Raw genomic sequence first — 18184 nt, forward strand, 5'->3', positions numbered from 1 at the left:
GACCAACTGTAAACAGTTGACCACTGACAGTGAGGACACACCATGGCCGGAGCAACAGCCCCGCTGCTGGGACTGGAAAAGAAGAGCCTCCGCGAGCAGGCGCTCTCCGCCCTGCGCACGGCCATCACGAGCGGTGAACTCGAACCCGGGCGGCATCTGGTGGAGACGGAACTTTCCGACATGCTACAGATCAGCCGGGGAACACTGCGCGAGGCCCTGCGCCAGCTGGAGCAGGAGGGGCTACTCTCGGCCGGGCCGCGGGGCCGGCTGTCCGTGCGGCACCTTGACGGCAAGGAGATCCGGGATATTTTCGCCGTCCGGGCGGCGCTGGAGTCGCTCGCGGTCCGCTCGCTGTGTGAACTCCCGGACCGGCTTTCCGTGATCGCCTCCTTGCGCTCGGCGATCGACGCCATGGCGTCGGCCGCCGAGGGGAGCCTGGAGGAACGGATCGAATCCGATCTCGAGTTCCACCGGACACTGTGCCGGCTCACCGGAAACGAGACCCTGCTGCACTCCTGGGAATCGCTGGAGGGGTCAATCCGGATGTCCATCATGTACGCCGGGATCGAACGGGCCGTCAAGAACATGAGCGTGGACCGGCATCACGACATCGTCGCCGCGATCGAGACCGGCGACGCGGTGCTGGCCCGCTCCACGATCCTCGAACACATGGATGGGGCCGCGAACAACCTGGTGGCGTAGCCGGCGTCAGTAGTCCACGATCGCGCCGGCGGAAATGTTGACCGTCGCATCGGTGATGGCCGAGGCCTTGTCCGAGACGATGAACGAGGCCACGTTCCCGACGTCCGCCAGCGTGGCCGTGCGGTTCAGGTGCGCGGCTTTGGCGATCTCCACCACGATCTCCTCCCGGCCTTCGGCCTGCCACGGGATGGTCTCGATGATGCCGCCGGTGACCATGGTAACCACCCGGATCCCGTGTTTTCCCAACTCAAGGGCCCACTGCCGGCGCAGCCCTTCCATCGCGTCCAGCGCCACCTTGAATCCGCCCAGGCCGTGGACGGTCTGCGGGCCCGAGCCGCCGAACATCAGCACGACGCCGGAGCGCTGCTTGACCATGTGTGCGGCCGCCGCCCGGGTGGTGAGAAAGTGGGTGCGTGCAGCGAGGGTGATGGGCCGGGTGAAGTCATCCACGTCAATTTCCATGAGCGGCTGCTGGACGTCGCCGAACGAGATCACGTTGAAGGAGATGTCGATCCGCCTGCTCTTCTTCGCAACACGGTTCACGAAGGCGTCCACCTGCTCTTCGTCCAGGGCGTCGACGACGGCGGTTTCGGCCGTGCCGCCGGCCTCGCGAATATCGCGGGCTACTTTCTCCAGCCGCGCCTCGGTCCTTCCGGCGATGTGGACGGTGGCGCCCTCAGCCGCGAAGGCCCTCGCCACTGCCCCGCCGACCGCGCCGCCGCCGCCGTAGATCAGGGCGGTCTTGCCTTCCAACAAGCCGCTTTCCGGAATCCCGTTATTCAGCATGGTCGCCTGCCTAGAGCCGCGGAGTTCGTGAATTCCCTCAACTATGTTCTTGCCGGCGGCCGGTGGCAAGAGGACCGGAGCCCTGCGCACCGCCCCGGCCGGATGCGCTCCACGGTCCGGGACAATGCCGGGACTCGACCAGGCGTCCCCCAATGAACACTCCTGGCCGAACCACGACGCACAGGGCGGGCAGTTGGCGCCCCCTGCAATCGAGGAATTGGACACGTCCAATTCCTCGCCCTGAGCGTACCCGGAGAACATTAGACATGTCCAACCTGTTAGGATCACAAACGAAACGACGTCATGTGACGAGCCGCGTCCCGAGAGGTACGTCCGATGAAAGTAGTCACCGTGAGCAGCGACCAGCCGACCTCCACGACGGCCCTGGCTCTCGCCCGCAAACTGAACATCCTCCTGGACACCGCCGAAGCCGAGGGCCGGAAAATCACGTTCAATGACGTCCGGGATGCCATGTCCGCTGCCGGGACCCCGCTCTCGCGCGCCCGGTGGCACTACATGCGAACGGGCACCGGACCGGCCGTCAAGAAGGTCGAACTCCTGCAGAACCTGGCCAGCTACTTCGGCGTGAACGAGAACTACCTGATCGACGGCGACGAAGGCCTTCCGCCCCGGGTGGAGGCACAGCTTGAACTGCTCGCCTCCATGCGGGCCAACAAGGTGCGCGACTTTGCCGCCCGCCAACTGGACGGGCTCTCCCCGGAAACCCTGCTCCAGATCCGGGACCTGATCGACCAGCAGCTCGCCCGCAGGGATCCGGACCAGCCCTGACAGCTCCGCCACCAACCACGCTTTGACCTGCACTGATATGCTTCAGCCGAGGTTTGGCCGTCAGGAAGTGGCGTGTCCACGCTGACGCTCTATCAACAGTGCAAGGACTTCGTACATGGATTACGACGCCGCCCGGTCGCGGGCACGGGAAGCAGAAGCAGGCCTCTTCCTCACCGAGCCGGTCTCCCTGGCGTCGATCCAGACTCATCTTGAACGGCAGCGGAACCGCACGATCGTCATCAGCGCCATCGAAGGGGCCACGGACAAGGTCTGCGGGTTGTGGTTCGGACTGGACCACATGGACCTGATCCTGCATGCCAGGGCGGCCTCCGAAGTCCACCGGCAGCAGATTGTCCTCCACGAGTTCGCGCACATGATCCTGCGCCACGAGCAGGACGTCGTGTCCGCCGAATACGCGGGGGCGTTCTTCCCGGACCTCGATCCGGAGCGCGTCGTGAGGGCGCTCAAGCGGACAGATTTCCTCAATGAGGTCGAGGTCACCGCCGAGCTCCTGGCAGACCGCCTGGCTGCACGAATCCGCCGCTCCCAGGACCGCTCCGGCGGCCAGCCGGGGAACTTCAGCTCCGTTTTCGGATGATCCAGCTTCTGATGGCCGCGGTTCTCTTCGTTCTCGCTGCGGCCCGCATCCCGGCTGTGGTGAGGAACGGCCGGGACACCGCGTGCTTCCGGTACATCCCGCGGATGCGCCGGTCCTTCAAGGCCGGCTTCACCATGGTCGGCATCGGCTGTGTTGTCGGCATGCTCGTGGTGGTCAGGTTCGCGATCGGGCTGCTCTCGGTCCCGGTCCCGGCGCTCCTGGCCGTCCCGGTGCCCTCCGATGCCGCCATCCGCTTCTTGGAAATGGTCACCATTGTCCTAGTCGGGGCGGGACTGACGGTGCCCGCATTGGCCGGCCGGACCAGCCGCAACCGGAAGGCCCGCTGGGAAGCCGATACCGTCGCCGGCGTCGAACCCATCAGGGAACGGATCCTGCGGGACGCGGGCCCCGAACGCCTCCTCGAAAGCGACCCCGACGCTCCAGCCCGGGAACGGCTTCACCGGATGATCGTTGAGGTCTGGGACGCTGAGCTGGCGTCCGGCGGGACCCTGACCGCGGGCGAGCGGACTTTCCTCCTGGCCGCCGATAAGCGGCTCGACCTGAACCGGATCGTGTAACCGGGCCCAGCGGGGCGATCCCGGGACGCCTCACCCACCCGACGCGGCGCCGTCGTCCGGCCGGCACCGAACTGCACAAGATCTTCCGGGACATGGTGCTGTTCGACTTCCAGGCCGCGATCCACGCCGCTGCCGACCAGCCCGTCCTTGTCCCAGCCACCGGCAATATCGAGCCCGGCAATATCTAAACCGGCAAAATCGGGCCCGGCGCCGAACTCAGCGCGGCACGGAACTAGGTTCCGGGCGGGACGCCTGGGCCTGATTCGCCGGAGCCGCTCGGAGGTTTCTGGCCGCCCGGGCCGCCTTGGCCTTCAGCCTGGCTGCCCTGGCCGGGCTGGCTTTCAGGCGTCTCATGGTCGATGGAGGCCGCGGGACCGCCGATCCCGTAGAAGTCCGCCTGACCGCCGGCCGGCCCCTGCGGGGTCCCGCCGGGAGTCCCGCCACCCGGGGCCCCGGCATGTGGGGCTCCGGCACCGGGGACTCCGGCGTCAGGACCGGGAGCGTAGCTTGGGCCGGGTGGATACGGGGCGGCGCCGGGCGGCGGATACGGGGCGGCGCCGGCCGGTCCCGGGCCGGGGCCTGCGTAGGCGAGCGCAGGAAGGTCGCCTGGGTCCACGGGACCCATGTCGAGGTGGAACGGCGGATATTCATCACGCATGAGCGCAACGTACGTCATGACGCGGTAGATCCAGCGGTTCAGGCCTAGCAGCAGGTCGAACAACCCCTGCAAGTACCGGCCGGTGAACAACAGGATCACACCGGCAATGAAGACCAGCAGGCCCAGGAGCGAGATTCCCACACCTTCCTGGACCCATCGGCCGTCGCGGAACTCCCAGGTCCTCGCCGTCCCGGTCAGCAGGCCGACGATCAGCAGATGCGGAATGGCCAGCAGCCACGATTTCACGAAAATCAGGCCGCGGGACAGCCGTTCAGGATAGTCGACGTCGAAATCCGCCGGGTAATCGGTGCGGGCCAGCGTGAAGGGCGGATAGGCGTCCGTGCCGATCGCGCTGAAGGCGTAGAAAGCCACGCGCCAGTTCCAGCGGATTACGCCGACGTTGAAGTCGAACAGCGAGCGCGGATAACGTCCCGTGAACAAGATCGCGAACCACGCCACAAGAGTGACCACCCCGAAAGCGAACCAGAGGAAAAACAGCACGATGTAGTGCGGGATGGCCAGGAACCACTTGACGAGCCACATCCAGCGGGACAGGTTCGGGTCGAGGTAGCCGTTGAGGCGTGCGGGATAAACGTGGTGCGTCGGGCCGCGCGGGGGTACCGGATAGGGGGTTCCCGCCGGGGCTGCATAGGCCCCGGCTGCATATGCCCCGGCTGCGCCCGGCGCGGCAGCACTGGTCAGCTGACCCGGGGCGGCCCCCGCCGGATGTGTGCCCACCGGATACGGCTGGCCGGGCTGGGTCTGCAGGCTGCCGGGAGTGACGCCGGTGCCCGGCCCGCCGCGGCCGGATCCTGCGGCGCGGCCCAGTCCTGCGGCGCCCAGCACGATCAGCGGCACTCCGATCAGGAGCATCACAACCCCGCCGATCAGTAGGCCGATGAAGACCGGCCACAGCAGATCGGAGCGGGCCCCTGCCTGCAGATTCACCGCCACCGGGGCACTCGCGTCGGCATTCATGACCACCACGGCCCAGGTTCCGGAGCGCAGGTCCCAGGCGAGTTCCTGTTGCCCGGGGCCCGTGGCGGTCGCGGCCCAGAAGTTTTGCCGTGCCGGGTCGGACGGGGCATTAGCGCCGGGCACTTCGCGGTAGATCACGCGGAAGGGGTCAGCCCTGACGTCGACGATCTCGGTGTGCCGCACGCCGGCCATGTACGCCGCGACGTCGGCCTGCGGGGCTATACCGATGAAGATTTCCTTGCCCGGATCGGTGGTGGAGCCGCGGAGCAGGACGCTGCCCGCAAAGTCCGCGGGAGTGCCCTCGGGCAGGCCGCCTCCGGTCATGAGGTCCAGCCGCGGCGTGGTGAGTGCGTAGGAATCGCCCGAGAACGGCGCCGACGGCGTGATGAAGTACCTGCCGTCGCGCTGCTGATAGTTGGCCCAGCCCGTGAAGCCGGCTCCCGCCAACAACCCCAGACCGACCAGTGCGCACAGCGCGCCGATCACCAGCATGACAATCCGGCCTGCTTTCATGGCCGCCGTCCTTTCCGATGGTCCGTTGGCACGCCCGGTTGGGCGGGACTTCCGGATGTCAGGTGTGCCGGGCCGGGGGGCTACTGCCGCCCGAGCGAGGTCAGCAGGGCCTTCGCCCAATTGCCAGCCTTGTCGATCTCCCCGCTGCGCAACGGACCCTTCGTGCCGCCCACGTAGAACGGCATGGGTTCGGCGATGATGTCGGCGCCGCCGGCGCGGAGGGCGTGCGTAATCTTCTTGGCGGCATCGCCGTGGATGAACATCCGCAGGCGTGTATCGAAGGCGGCCGCCTTGACTCCCGTGAGCCGGTCCTTCCCGAGGCCCGACAGCAGCGCGGTGACCTTCGGCGTCGGACGCCATCCGTTGATGGGGCTGCCGACGACGAAAAGGTCCCCCGCCGCCAGCTCACCCGAGTCGAACTCGTCGACCGGAACTGCCGCTGCGTCCAGCCCCTCGAGCTGGGCGGCCACAGCCTCGGCCACGGCCTTCGTGTTGCCGAAGGCCGAGTCGTAGACAATGAAGGCTTTCAAGCCGTGATCACCACTTTGAGTGCCTTCGTCTCGGCGGCGCGGGCGAAGGTGTCGTAGGCCTCCATGAACTCGGCAAAGGTGAAGTGGTGGGTCGCAAAACTGTCGGCCGGCACTTTTTGCAGCGCCACGAGCTTGAGCAGCATGGGGGTGGTATTGGTGTTGACCAGGCCCATGCTGATGTTGATGTTCTGGATCCACAGGTCTTCGACGTGCAGTTGGACGGGTTTGCCGTGCACGCCCACATTGGCCACGTTGCCGCCGGGCCGCACGATGTCAACGCACATGGCGAAGGTGGCCGGGATGCCGACGGCCTCGATCGCCACGTCCACGCCCAGCCCGTCGGTCAGGAGCATCACCTGTTCCTTCCAATCGGCATCGCTGGAGAGGACCACATCGGTGGCGCCGAATTCGCGGGATTTCTCGAGCCGGTTCGCGTCGAGGTCGACGGCGATGATCGTGGCGGCGCCGTAGAGGCCGGCGGTGCAGATCGCGGCGAGCCCGACGGGGCCCGCGCCAATCACGGCGACCGTGTCGCCGGGCTTGACCCTGCCGTACTGCACACCGATCTCAAAGCCGGTGGGAAGGATGTCGGAAAGCATGACGGCCTGTTGGTCGCTCACTCCTTCTGGCACGAGGTACAGGGAGTTCTCGGCATACGGGACACGGACGAATTCGGCCTGAGTGCCGTCAATCAGATGCCCGAAGACCCAGCCGGTGCCGGAGGAGCCTTCCTCCCCGAGACAGTGGGAGTACAGGCCCGTCTTGCAGTTCGTGCAGTGCCCGCAGGACTTGATGCAGGAGATGATGACGCGGTCTCCGACCTTGAGGCTGGTCACGGACGCGCCGATCTCCGTAATGGTGCCTACTCCTTCGTGGCCCAGGATGCGGCCTTTGGCCACCGCCGGGACATCGCCTTTGAGGATGTGCAGATCGGTGCCGCAGATGGTGGTGGTGTCCACTTTGACGATCACGTCGCTGGGGCTCTGGATGACGGGATCGGGAACGTCGGTCCAGGATTTCTCGCCGGGGCCGCCATAGACGAGGGCTTTCATACGTGCTCCTTGGTTTTCAGGATCACCAGCGGGTCCACGAGGCGCAGGCGGCAGGGGGTCTCAGACGCGTCGATCCCCGAGTACAGGAGCGAGGCGCGGGCACGCTCGCGGAGTTCGTCGATTGCGGGAGCCGAAACACGGGCATGGGCGAGGTCGAGCACGAGTTCGAATCCGGGAAGCTTGCTGGTGACCCGGCGGCAGACAACGTACAGCGCCCGAACATTGGCCACCGTCACTACGCCGTGCACCTCGATCCGCGCGGTTTCGGCGTCGGCGTCAAGACGTATCAGAACCTTAAGTTTGGGGTCCCCCATATGGTGATGCATGAAACCGTCAGAGCTCCCTGACGGTTTCAGGGTGGGCGGACAACCCTGAAGGTGGACTGTAGTTGTTCATGCGGCCGTGGTCTCCTGCCTTTTCCTGCTGAAGCCGGAAAGTGCAAAACGCCATTTCCTTCCCCAATTCGCGGCGAGACCGGTACTGCATTCCTCAAAGCGGTTCTTCCCCCAATATGGCCCCCAACTGGCCGTGCAGGAACCGCCCCAGATTCAGCTTGGGGGGCACGCGCTGAGCAAGTAAGGGGCGAAAGTCCCCTATGCGCGTTTGGGACCGTCGGCGTTCCCCGCCTAGCCTGTTCCCTATGCCTGAACCGCTCGATCCCTGCCCCGCGCCGGACCTCGTGCTGACTTCCGCACGGCAACCGGGGGACGACCTGTGCTCCGACATTTATCTGCGCGCCGGCACGGTGTCAGCGATCGTCCCGTCCCGCCACTCCGCCGTCGCGTTCCGCGCGGCAACCCAGGTGGTTGATCTGAAGGGCCGCTACGTCATTCCCGGGCTGTGGGATGAGCATGTCCATATGACGCAGTGGGCGATGACCTCCAACCGCCTTGACCTCTCCGGTGCCGGCTCGGCGCTTGAGGCGGCCGCCGTCGTCGGGTCCCACCTCGCAAGGATCAGCGGCGAGGACTCGGCGCCGGAGGCTGTCCCGACGCTGGTGGGAGCCGGTTTCCGTGACGCCGTCTGGGCGGATGTGCCCAGTTTGGACCTCCTCGACGGCGTCACGCACGGCCGGCCGACAGCGCTGATCAGCCACGACCTCCACTGTGTCTGGCTCAACTCCGCGGCGGCCCAACGCTATGGTGTGCCGGTGGGCGCCGGCGGCCTGCTCCGTGAGGAACCGGCGTTTGCCGTGACCCGCGAGCTGGGCAGGCTTCCGGACAGGGTCGTGGATCCGTGGGTGCAGGCGGCGGGGCAGGCAGCTGCCGCGCGGGGCGTGGTCGGAATCGTGGACTTCGAGATGACATGGAACCGTGACGCCTGGCTGCGGAGAATTTCCGGCGGTTTCGCTGCGCTCCGGGTCGAGGCAGGGGTTTATCCGCAGGATCTGGACAGGGCCGTGGCCGAGGGGCTGCGGTCAGGGCAGCCAGTGGCGGCCAGCGGCGGCCTCCTGACCGTAGGCCCGTTGAAGGTGCTGATCGACGGCTCACTCAATACCCGCACCGCCTACTGCGTCGACCCGTATCCAAACGGCGGCCATGGTCTGCTGACGGTGAGCGGGCCGGAGCTGCTCGCCCTGCTGGTCCGGGCGCGGGAGGCAGGCTTCGTGCCGGCCGTCCACGCGATTGGAGACGCGGCCAACAGGGTTGCGCTGGACGCCTTTGAGGCGGCCGGCATTGGCGGGCGGGTGGAGCATGCCCAGTTCGTCCGGAGCGAGGATTTCGCCCGCTTCGGCCGGCTGGGCGTCACCGCGAGCGTCCAGCCGGCACATGCGCTCGATGACCGGGACGCCGCCGAGGCGAACTGGCCCGGGCAGACGGACCGGGCCTTCCCGCTCCGTTCGTTGGTGGCCGCCGGGGCGACGCTGGCCCTTGGCTCCGACGCCCCGGTGGCCCCGCTGGACCCGTGGACTGCAATGTCGGCTGCGACCGCGCGGGCCCGGCAGGATGGCCGCGGGCCCTGGCACGCCGAGCAGGCCCTCACCCGGCAAGAGGCCCTCACGGCCTCGGCCAGGGGGCGCGGCCGGCTCCGCGTCGGGGACCCGGCCGATCTAGCAGTGCTCGACGGCGACCCGCTGACGGTTTCCGACGCGGTGTTTGCAGCGATGCCGGTGGCTGCCACGTTGGTGGCTGGGAAGTTTACTCACGGCGGCTAGACACCTTTGACCCGCGCCTGGACCAGGTTGGCGTACGGCAGCCGGCCGTACTGTTCTACGAATGCGGCGTGGTACCCGGCTTCGGCCGCACTAAGTTGCTCAACGGGCAACTCCTTCCACGCGACGATCAGCGACCCTGCCCCGGCGAGCTGCCAGATGAGCCGGCCATCCCAGTGGCCCGGCGGCTTGCCCTTGCCGAAGTCGACGAATTCCTGGATTTGCCGGCGAAGCCCGCGGTTTCCCTTGCTTCCGGGCCCGGCCTTGCCCAGGAAGAGGACATCGGCACCGTCGACCCATTCCGCGTCGAGAGCTTCCGGCTTCAGGGTGGGATTCTTCTTCTTGAAGATGCCGGCCGTGCTCTTGGCCAGGAACTGCGGGCCGAAGGCCTCGGGCCGCAACACCGCGAAGATCCCGGGTTTCTGCGGGATCCGGTTGATATCAAGGTCCCCGAGCGGCCGGAAACCGGTGAACCCGTCCTGCTTCAGGGACTGTGCGTTGATGGGCATGGGTTCCTTGGATCGGGGCAGTGCGTGCACTTGAAGCTTACGGAAGTCCGGGCTCAGCCGCGGGTGAAGGTCCCCAGCCCGGTCTGGTCGTAGAAGTCGAGCCTGACGCTCGACGCGGCGCCGGGGGAACTCCCTGGAGCGCCGGGGGCGCCGTCGCCGGCGGGGGCGAAGATTGCTCCGGCGAGGCCGTTGCCGTTCTCGCCGATGGATTCAAAGCTGAAGGTGTCGCCGTCGAAGTGCTTGAGCGGGAACTTAGTGGTGCTGCCGGCGGGACCCAGCTCAAAGGTCAGAACGCCGCTCTCCACCGCGACGTTGAGCGGGCCGTAGTAGGAATTCGCATACCTGCCGACGTAGAAATCGTTGCCGCGCTGAGCTTTGGGCTGCGCCGGCGCCTTGGAGTAGTCGACTTTGGGCTTCTCGGACTCATCGATCTTCTGGAAGACGCCCGCGGTGAATCCGAACCAGTCCACCGTCGGGGCGCCGTTCTGGGCCGTGTCAAAGAATGCGGCGCAGATAGCCTCGGGGATGCCCTGCGGCCTGCCGTTAGTCAGGGCCACAATGCCCAACTGCTCGCCCGGGAGCAGCGAGACGGCGGTCGCGGCACCAAGGTTGAAGGCTCCCGAGTGCCCGAGCGAGAGCCGGGCGTGGTCGTCGTAGGACACATTCCAGCCCAGGCCGTAGAAGCGGGTGCGCGCAGCAGGTGTCGAAGGAGGGCCCGATACCGCGTGCGGGACATGCGTGACACCCAGGGCGTCCGGCGCGACGACCTCCTTGCCCTCAAAGCTGCCGTTGGCGAGCTGCAGGCGGATCCAGCGGGCCAAGTCATTCACGGAGGAGCTGGCCCCTCCGGCGGGGGCTTCGGCGTCGGCGTCCCGGCTGTATTTGGCCACCCAGGTCTTATTACCGGCGGGTACGTGGATGAGCGCCCTGTTCGACGCCTTTTGGTAGTCCGCATGGCGATAGCTCGTGGAGGTCATGCCCAGTGGCTTGAATAACACTTCTTCGGCAAGGTCTGCCCAGGCCATGTTCATGGCATCAGCAACGGCCTGGGCGCCGGCCGTGTAGCCGAAATTACTGTAGTTGTAGCTCGCCCGAAACGAGTCCAACGGCTCCTGGTTGAGGCGGCTGAGTATGTAGGACTGGTCGAATCCGAGGTCCTCCAGCAGGTCGCCGGCTCCCGTCCGCAGGCCGCCTTGGTGTGACAACAGGTCAGCTGCCGTGGCGTTGCGCGTAACGAACGGATCTTTCAGGGCGAAGCCGGGGGTGTGGCTGATCACCGGATCAGTCCAGGAGATGGCTTTGCGGCCCACGGCCACGGCTGCCACCGTTGACGCCAGCGGTTTGGACACCGAGGCCAGCTGAAAGACGGTGTCCGCGTCCACCGTCTCTGGCCTGCCCGACTCCCGCACGCCGAAGCCCTTGGAATACACCACCTGGTCCCGGTAGACCACGGCCACAGCGATCCCGGGAACTCCTGTGCTTTCCATCGCGCCCCGGACCAGCCCGTCCAGCTGGGCCACGGCGTCGTTGACCTTCTGTTGGTCCAGCAGCGGTTTGACCTGCGGTTCCGGCGCCGAAAGCAGCGAAGCGGACGGCGGCCCGGAGGGGCCGGCGTTGCTGGCGTTGCCGGCCCCGGCACTGGTTGAGGCGCCGGCGGGGGCACTTTGTTCCGTGCAGGCGGCCATCAGTGGCATCCCCGCCATGCCAGCGGCCCCGACGCCGACCGCCTTCAGCAGCGACCGGCGGTCAGAAGGCAGAGAGCTGATCCGCGTTGCGAAAGATTCCCTGTGGTTCATGGATATACCCCGCCCGATACCGTCCGGGCGCCGAGCTGACACCCCCATCCCATGATGGACCAGTGCAGGTTTTTGAGACAGGGTTTTTATGACAGGGGTTTTCATGTCAGGGGCGGGTCCGCGCTCCGGTATCCCCACGCTCCGCGTCAGCTTCCCGAACCCATCTTGGTCTGACGGACGCATCCGCCAATGAACCCACGGCTCATACGGTTCGAATCGAGGGCCAACCCTGGACCGCGTGCGGCCAGATCGATGCCGGACGAACTCGATCCGCGGCTCGCCCTGGACGCGTCCACGTTTCATCGCGTTCTTCAGTCCGGGTTGGCAGAGAAGGAGCATGCCTCAGCACGAAACGTGACCGAGACAATGAAAAGCGCCCTGCACCCCCGAGGGGCCGCATGACGTGAGGCCTGCAGGTACCTTCGCGATCTCGCTAAGAGAAGGCTGGGACATTTTCATGTCCCGAACAACCCGGCGTCATCTGATGGTTACCTGCAGGCGCTTTAAGCGTACGCCTGCCCTATCACCATGGCCAGAGGAAGAAAGCCTCTGGCCCTCGCCATAAGAACGCGCTCTCCCCCGAAAGCGTAGAGTGGAGGAAGCCGCCTGATTCTGGACGCCAAGTGCTGAGGGAGAAATCGTGACGATTGACTGGGACGAAAAAAAGACCCTGCTGCAGGAGCCGAACATCGCCGCCGTAACGCAGCTGTGCGACGAGCTCATGGAAAAGAAGCCTGGATCCGTGGTCCCCTACATCGACCCCATCCATGACGAGGACGAATGCCGGATCGTCAGTCTGCATGTCAGCCCCGGCAAGGGCACGGAATCGGGCTTTGTTTCGCATTTCAATGACGACGAGGCCGCCCGACGCGCCACCTCCATCTACGAGGCCGCAGAGCTGGATCCCCGCTATGTGATGCCGTGGAACGCCTACCCGTGGGTCCGCGACCCGGACGCCGCCTCGGCCCTGAACGTCCAGGAGAAGACGGACGGCCTGCGGCCCTTCCGCCAGTTCCTTAAAATCAACCGGCGCGTCTCGGCCGTCATTGCCCACGGCGCCGACGCCCACTCCTTCCTGACGCTCTTCGAGAAGACCTACCATTCCTCGTTGAAGAACCACGGCGTCAAGATCTACAAGGCCACAGCTCTCGGCGGCCGCGCCTTCGCCGTCTCGGCGGCCAAGCAGGAAGAACTCCTCGCCAAGAACGTTGAGGTCTACAAAGACGCCATGCAGCGGGCCGGTATCCAGCACCTCTGAAACGGCACGACTGAAACGGCACGACAACGGCGGTATCCGGCGCAGGTAGCATCACCCCTCCATGAGCCTGCGCCGGTGTTTGAGTTCCTTGAGCCAGTCGCGGGTGACAATCGCCGAAAACGGTGAGGCGCCGTCGTCGGCCATGGAACTGAAGGCCGTACCCGACCCAAGGTCAGCCAGCAGCGGCCCGGAGGCCTTCAGCGCCAGCTCCAGTATCTGGACAGCGGCGCGCTCCGTCAGCCCCATCCCCGCGGCCCAGCCCAGAAAGTGCTTGCGGGATATCCCCGTCCGCTTGCCGCCAAGGGTGAGCGCGAGCGTCTTGTCCCCGTAGACCACGGTGGAGGGAATGTCGTAGACCGGAGCGATGGACCACTCCCCCGTCGGCTGCTGCACCATGGAAACGTTCTTCGCGTGCAGGTCTCCGTTGCCAGTGAGCCACGCGAATGCCGCCTGAAGGGCCAGATTCCGCAGCGCCGGCAGCTGCGCCGCGCAGTACGCCGCGAGCGCATGGCACACCTGCCCGTAACCCACGTTGTACTTGTCGGCCGGGTAGAGCCCCAGAACCTGCGCCCCGTCCTCGACGGCGAGCCGCTGCACCGCGTTCGGAGACGCCCCCGCCGCCCTCGCGACCGGCACCCGGTCGAAGCGCTCCACGAGCAGCCCCGGCCGGCCTGCGACGTCGCGGATCAGCTGGACCCGGCTCAGGGGTATCCGCAGCCGCTCCGCATAGCGGAACATCGCGTGTTCGTTCTCGACCACGTGCGGAAATTCGGGCGCGTTGAGTTTGAGGATGTACCGCCGGCCGGCGCTGGCCACCGGCATGGAGATCATCCCTGCCGACAGTTTGTCCTGCACGCCCGCAAGCGCCACCGGGTCGATCAGCCCGGAGTCGCCCAGCAGGGCATCGAAATCCACGGGGATCCCGGGGTCAAGCTCGACAGCGTGCTCGTCCGGGTCCAGTTTCTCGCCGTGGCCCACGATTTGCACGTCGCCCACCGGATTGGCGCCGGCCGCGATGAGCAGGGACAGCTCGTCATCCACGCTGGTCTTGACGGAGCGGCGAAGCGCTTTCAGCCGCCGGCCCTCGGGCAGAAGCCCGGTGAAATACGGCGGGGCGGCCCCCGCGGCAGACAGCACGGGGGCCGCCGTCAGCGGCAGGGAGCTCGCGACGGCGGGTCCCCCGGACGCCAGATACGCCGGCAGGTAACTGAACTTGGTGCCGCCGTCGTGCCGTTCCAGCCGCGCCGCCAGCACCCCGGCCTTGTAAACGTCAGCGATGCGGTGCCTCATGGCCGGGCCTCCGGCCCGATCCCCGGCTCCCTGTCGGCACGCAGTTCGTGGGCGGGCAGTTCGTGGGCGGGCAGTTCGTGGCCAGCATGTGGGCCTGCCAGGGCGCGGGCGGCGGCGCTGGTCCGGGTCTGCACCCGAAGCTCCAGTCCCAGGGTGTCCAGGAGCGCGATCAGGGAGTCCAACTGCACCGTGCGTTTGCCCTGCTCGACGAACCGGACGAAGCGCTCGGAGACTCCGGCGAGTTCGGCCAGTTCACGCTGGCTCAGCCGGAGCGACCCGCGCCGGGCCCGGACCCCGGCGGCGAGTTGGTCCGGAAAAGACAACGCCATGGCTGCCTCCCTCTTGGTCAAATTCTCACGCCCGAAGCCGCGCATATAGGCACGTACGTGCCGCTTTCCGCAGATTTCCAGTGTAGGGCGGGTAGCCGAGCCTGAACAGGGTGATATCGGCACGTTCGTACCGGCACGGCTGCCGGAAGGGGGTGACACCCGTAGGGCCCAACGGCCCTGCCCCCGATTCGCGTCCGAGGAGATGCTGGACAGGGGCGGGCGAGCCGCCCGCGCCCAGAAAGCGGGACAGCCTGGAAAGGGCAGGTCATGGGACGGCTGGACGGCAAAGTGGCATTGATTAGCGGCGCTGCCCGCGGCATCGGCGGGGCCACGGCCACCCGGATGCTGCAGGAAGGCGCGAAGGTGGTGGTCGGCGATGTCCTCGACGAGGACGGGACCGCACTGGCGGCCCAGCTTGGCGACAGCGCCCGGTACGTGCATCTGGACGTGACTAGCCCTGCAGACTGGGAGCAGGCGGTGGGCGAGGCCGTCAGCGCCTTTGGCGGCCTCAGCATCCTGGTTAACAACGCCGGAATCGTGAACTTCGGCCGGATCGATGAGTACCCGCACGAGCAATGGGCCCGGATCATCGACGTGAACCTCACGGGTGTGTTCAACGGCATCAAGGCCGCCGCGCCGGTCCTGGCCCGCTCCAGCCCAGCCTCCATCATCAATATCTCGTCGATCGCGGGGCTGCGCGGGTATGAACAGCTGGCCGGGTACACGGCGTCCAAATTCGGTGTCCGCGGCCTGACCAAGGCCGCCGCCATGGATCTCGGCGGCCTGGGCATCCGCGTCAACTCCGTCCACCCGGGGGTCATCGAGACGCCCATGACCGCGGGCATGACCTTCGACACCGGCCACGTCCCGCTGCACCGGATCGGCCAGCCGACGGAGGTCGCGGACCTTGCGGTGTACCTCGCCGCGGACGAATCCTCCTTTGTCACGGGGGCTGAATTCGTGATCGACGGCGGGGAAACCGCGGGTTCGGTCGCGGCGGCCCCCGCCGACGTGCCGGGGAACTAGGCGGGAAGGAGGCATCATGTCCGGAAAGAGCGGTTCAAAACTGGCGGTGGTCGGCGCCGGGAGCGTCGGCACATCCCTCGCCTACGCGGCCCTGATCCGCGGTTCGGCCAGCCACGTGGCCTTGTTCGACGTCAACACCGTCAAAGCCGAGGCCGAGGTGCTGGATCTGGCCCACGGGACGCAGTTCGCAGCCGCGTCGGCTACCGTCACGGGCGGCGGGGATATCTCCGCGACGGAGGGCGCCGACGTCGTGGTTGTGACGGCCGGCGCCAAACAGGCCCCGGGCCAGACCCGCCTGGACCTGGCCGGCACCAATGTCCGCATCCTCGAGGGACTCATGCCCCAGTTGCTGACTCACGCCCCGGACGCCGTCTATGTGCTCGTCACGAACCCGTGCGACGTGCTGACGGTCGCCGCACAGAAGATCTCCGGCTTGCCGACATCGCGGATCTTCTCCTCCGGCACCGTCCTGGATACCTCGCGGCTCCGCTGGCACCTGGCCGAACGTGCCGGCGTCTCGCTCGCCAGCGTCCACGCCAGCATGGTTGGCGAACATGGCGACACGGAGTTCCCGGTCTGGTCCGGCGCCACGATCGGCCCCGTCCCGATCCGCAACTGGACCGCCGACGGCGAACGGATCTTCACCTCCGAACTCCTGGCCGAAACCGCGCGGGAGGTGACGCAGGCGGCCTATAAGGTGATCGCCGGCAAGGGCGCCACCAACTACGCCATCGGGCTGTCCGGCGCCCGGATCGTCGAGGCCCTGCTGCGCGCTGAAAACGCGGTGCTTCCCGTCTCCACCGTGTTGGACGGGCAATACGGAATTTCCGGCGTTGCGCTCTCGCTGCCCAGCGTCGTGGGGCATGGCGGCGTCCTCAAGGTACTGGACACCCCCATGGACGACGGCGAAATCGCGTCCCTGCACCACTCGGCGGAAACGCTGCAGCAGAGCCTCGCCACCCTGGGGATCTGACCCAACTGACTCGCAGTTGTGGCCGTTTTGGGCGCTCAAAACGGCCCCTGCTGCGAGTTAGTTGGGCCGAGGGGGCCGCGTCACGGCAGGCACCACGGTAACGGATCCCAGGTGCGGCAGCGCTTCCCGGGCGCCCTCCTCAAGGTGCGCCGCCACCGCGGCAAGGTCTGACAGGCGGGCGCCGGCGGTCATGGGCACGGTGATTTCGGCGTGCAGCCGGTGGCCGGACCAGCGGAGGCGGGAAGTTCCGCCGTCCGCATGCCTGCCAACCACTGCGGAGAGCCGGTCCGAGAGAGCGGGATCGACGCCGTCCATAAGCCGGCGTCCGACGTCGCGCACCGTGCCCCACAGCAGAACCATGATCGCCACCGAAATCAGCAGTCCCACGAGGGGATCGGCGAGGGGAAAGCCCAGCCAGACGCCCGCGACGCCGGCAACGACGGCGAGCGACGTGAAGCCGTCGGTGCGGGCGTGGACGCCGTCGGCGATCAGCGCCGCGGAGCCGATCTGCCGGCCGACGCGGATCCGGTAGATCGCGACCAGCTCGTTGCCGGCGAAGCCCACCACGCCGGCAGCCAGGACCCAGCCCAGATTCTGGACGGGCTGCGGCTCGAAGAAGCGGAGGACGGATTCGACGGCGGCGACTACTGCGGAGAGCGCGATCATGGCCACGATGAACAGGCCGGCGAGATCCTCCGCGCGGCCGAAGCCGTAGGTGTAGGTGCGGGTGGGCTTGCGCCGGCCGAGGAGGAACGCGATCCAGAGCGGCACCCCGGTCAGGGCGTCCGAGAAATTGTGGACGGTGTCCGCGAGGAGCGCCACGGAGCCACTGACCAGCACAATCACGAGCTGGAACAGCGACGTGGCGCCGAGGCCCGCCAGCGACACCTTGACCGCGCGGATGCCCTGCGTGCTGGATTCGAGGGCGTGGTCAATGGAGTCCGCGGAATCATGCGAATGCGGTACGAAGACTTCGTGAAGCCAGCCCTTCAGACCCGTCGGGTGGCTGTGGCCGTGGGAGTCGTCGTGGTCATGGCTGTGCGGGAGTTCGACGTCGTGATTGTGGTCATGGTCGTGGGTGCTGGTGGGATCGCGATTGGCGTGGGAGTGGCCGCCGTGGCCGTGGTCGCCGCCGTGCACGGCGTCGGCGGGCCGGCTCATGACGTATGCCTTGGCGCCGTGCCAAGCGCGTGCTCAGCCTGGTGGATGGCATCCATGACGAGTTCGCGCGCATGATCGTTCTGCAAACGGTAGTACACCCGAGTCCCTTCCTGCCGGGTCGCCACCATGCCGCCGAGCCGCATCTTGGCCAGATGCTGCGAAACAGCAGCCGCGGGCTTCCCCACCTTCTCCGCCAAGGCATTGACCGGCATCTCACCGCCGCCAAGGGCAAGGATCAGCCGCACCCGGGTTGCGTCCGCCAGCATGGAAAACACCTCGACGGCCAGTTCCACATAGGGGCTCTCCACATCAATCTGCATATCTGCATCCATACGCAGATACTGTCACATGAGGATCGAATGACAAAGAGCCGCCCCGATGTTCGCTCCTGCCCGGCCGCATGGGATGGAACACAATCCAGGCGGCGGTCGTTGGACACCGGTAGCCTAGAAAGACCATCGGCGGCCGACAATCGCCAAACCGCAAGCACCGCAAGCACGAGAGCG

19 protein-coding genes are annotated in these 18184 nt (G+C 66.9%); 8 read left to right on the forward strand and 11 right to left on the reverse strand.

Annotation, left to right across the window (positions count from 1 at the left end):
• Positions 1-42 precede the first annotated feature (42 nt).
• Positions 43-702: a GntR family transcriptional regulator gene (locus LDO15_RS21340; RefSeq protein WP_223982186.1), complete on the forward strand. Its 660-nt coding sequence runs from the start codon at positions 43-45 to the stop codon at positions 700-702.
• Between the two features lie 6 nt (positions 703-708).
• Here the strand turns inward: LDO15_RS21340 and LDO15_RS21345 are convergent, their stop codons facing one another.
• Positions 709-1488 carry an SDR family oxidoreductase gene (locus tag LDO15_RS21345; protein ID WP_223982188.1) on the reverse strand — a complete coding sequence of 260 codons (780 nt, stop codon included), beginning with the start codon at positions 1486-1488 and terminating at the stop codon, positions 709-711.
• A 336-nt stretch (positions 1489-1824) separates the two neighbouring features.
• Between LDO15_RS21345 and LDO15_RS21350 the strand changes: the two genes are divergently transcribed.
• From LDO15_RS21350 to LDO15_RS21360, 3 genes are all read left to right on the forward strand, one after another.
• Positions 1825-2277, forward strand: coding sequence for a hypothetical protein (locus tag LDO15_RS21350; protein WP_223982190.1), 453 nt, complete (start codon positions 1825-1827; stop codon positions 2275-2277).
• Between the two features lie 115 nt (positions 2278-2392).
• Positions 2393-2875: a hypothetical protein gene (locus tag LDO15_RS21355; RefSeq protein WP_223982192.1), complete on the forward strand. Its 483-nt coding sequence runs from the start codon at positions 2393-2395 to the stop codon at positions 2873-2875.
• Positions 2872-3453, forward strand: coding sequence for a hypothetical protein (locus tag LDO15_RS21360; RefSeq protein WP_223982196.1), 582 nt, complete (start codon positions 2872-2874; stop codon positions 3451-3453). The genes LDO15_RS21355 and LDO15_RS21360 overlap by 4 nt, the downstream gene beginning before the upstream one ends.
• A gap of 232 nt (positions 3454-3685) precedes the next feature.
• On the opposite strand, the gene LDO15_RS21365 is transcribed toward LDO15_RS21360, so the two are convergent.
• The 4 genes from LDO15_RS21365 to LDO15_RS21380 form a co-directional block, all read right to left on the reverse strand.
• Positions 3686-5602 carry a DUF4389 domain-containing protein gene (locus LDO15_RS21365; RefSeq protein WP_223982198.1) on the reverse strand — a complete coding sequence of 639 codons (1917 nt, stop codon included), beginning with the start codon at positions 5600-5602 and terminating at the stop codon, positions 3686-3688.
• Positions 5603-5682: 80 nt separating this feature from the next.
• On the reverse strand, positions 5683-6132 hold the full coding sequence (locus LDO15_RS21370) for a flavodoxin domain-containing protein (protein ID WP_223982201.1): 450 nt from the start codon (positions 6130-6132) through the stop codon (positions 5683-5685).
• Positions 6129-7184, reverse strand: a complete 1056-nt coding sequence (locus tag LDO15_RS21375) for a zinc-dependent alcohol dehydrogenase family protein (RefSeq protein ID WP_223982204.1) — start codon at positions 7182-7184, stop codon at positions 6129-6131. Before LDO15_RS21375 ends, LDO15_RS21370 begins: the two co-directional genes overlap by 4 nt.
• The gene (locus LDO15_RS21380; protein WP_223982205.1) at positions 7181-7498 is read right to left on the reverse strand and encodes a hypothetical protein; all 318 of its coding nucleotides are present in this window, start codon (positions 7496-7498) and stop codon (positions 7181-7183) included. Before LDO15_RS21380 ends, LDO15_RS21375 begins: the two co-directional genes overlap by 4 nt.
• Positions 7499-7824: 326 nt before the next feature.
• Between LDO15_RS21380 and LDO15_RS21385 the strand changes: the two genes are divergently transcribed.
• Positions 7825-9339 (forward strand): amidohydrolase family protein, encoded by a 1515-nt coding sequence (locus LDO15_RS21385; RefSeq protein WP_223982207.1) that lies wholly within the window; start codon positions 7825-7827, stop codon positions 9337-9339.
• On the opposite strand, the gene LDO15_RS21390 is transcribed toward LDO15_RS21385, so the two are convergent.
• Together LDO15_RS21390 and LDO15_RS21395 are read right to left on the reverse strand one after the other, a co-directional pair.
• Entirely contained in the window at positions 9336-9845 is a 510-nt protein-coding gene (locus tag LDO15_RS21390) for a hypothetical protein (protein WP_223982209.1), read from the reverse strand. The two genes, LDO15_RS21385 and LDO15_RS21390, sit on opposite strands and share 4 nt — an antisense overlap.
• Positions 9846-9898: 53 nt before the next feature.
• Positions 9899-11530: a serine hydrolase gene (locus LDO15_RS21395; RefSeq protein ID WP_223982212.1), complete on the reverse strand. Its 1632-nt coding sequence runs from the start codon at positions 11528-11530 to the stop codon at positions 9899-9901.
• A 751-nt stretch (positions 11531-12281) separates the two neighbouring features.
• On the opposite strand from LDO15_RS21395, the gene LDO15_RS21400 reads away from it, so the two are divergent.
• Positions 12282-12899 (forward strand): uracil-DNA glycosylase, encoded by a 618-nt coding sequence (locus LDO15_RS21400; RefSeq protein WP_223982214.1) that lies wholly within the window; start codon positions 12282-12284, stop codon positions 12897-12899.
• Between the two features lie 51 nt (positions 12900-12950).
• Here LDO15_RS21400 and LDO15_RS21405 read toward each other — a convergent pair whose 3' ends face one another.
• Complete coding sequence (locus tag LDO15_RS21405) at positions 12951-14189, reverse strand: HipA domain-containing protein (RefSeq protein WP_223982216.1); 1239 nt, start codon at positions 14187-14189, stop codon at positions 12951-12953.
• Positions 14186-14518 carry a helix-turn-helix transcriptional regulator gene (locus LDO15_RS21410; protein ID WP_223982219.1) on the reverse strand — a complete coding sequence of 111 codons (333 nt, stop codon included), beginning with the start codon at positions 14516-14518 and terminating at the stop codon, positions 14186-14188. The genes LDO15_RS21405 and LDO15_RS21410 overlap by 4 nt, the downstream gene beginning before the upstream one ends.
• 267 nt (positions 14519-14785) lie before the next feature.
• Here LDO15_RS21410 and LDO15_RS21415 point away from each other — a divergent pair, with 267 nt between their 5' ends.
• Together LDO15_RS21415 and LDO15_RS21420 are read left to right on the forward strand one after the other, a co-directional pair.
• Complete coding sequence (locus LDO15_RS21415; protein WP_223982221.1) at positions 14786-15544, forward strand: glucose 1-dehydrogenase; 759 nt, start codon at positions 14786-14788, stop codon at positions 15542-15544.
• Positions 15545-15560: 16 nt separating this feature from the next.
• Complete coding sequence (locus LDO15_RS21420) at positions 15561-16517, forward strand: L-lactate dehydrogenase (RefSeq protein WP_223982225.1); 957 nt, start codon at positions 15561-15563, stop codon at positions 16515-16517.
• A 57-nt stretch (positions 16518-16574) separates the two neighbouring features.
• Here LDO15_RS21420 and LDO15_RS21425 read toward each other — a convergent pair whose 3' ends face one another.
• Positions 16575-17678 carry a cation diffusion facilitator family transporter gene (locus tag LDO15_RS21425; RefSeq protein WP_223982228.1) on the reverse strand — a complete coding sequence of 368 codons (1104 nt, stop codon included), beginning with the start codon at positions 17676-17678 and terminating at the stop codon, positions 16575-16577.
• Entirely contained in the window at positions 17675-17998 is a 324-nt protein-coding gene (locus LDO15_RS21430) for a metalloregulator ArsR/SmtB family transcription factor (RefSeq protein ID WP_346655974.1), read from the reverse strand. Before LDO15_RS21430 ends, LDO15_RS21425 begins: the two co-directional genes overlap by 4 nt.
• Positions 17999-18184: the final 186 nt, after the last annotated feature.

The sequence above is a fragment of the Arthrobacter sp. NicSoilB8 genome (assembly GCF_019977355.1).
GTDB lineage: Bacteria > Actinomycetota > Actinomycetes > Actinomycetales > Micrococcaceae > Arthrobacter.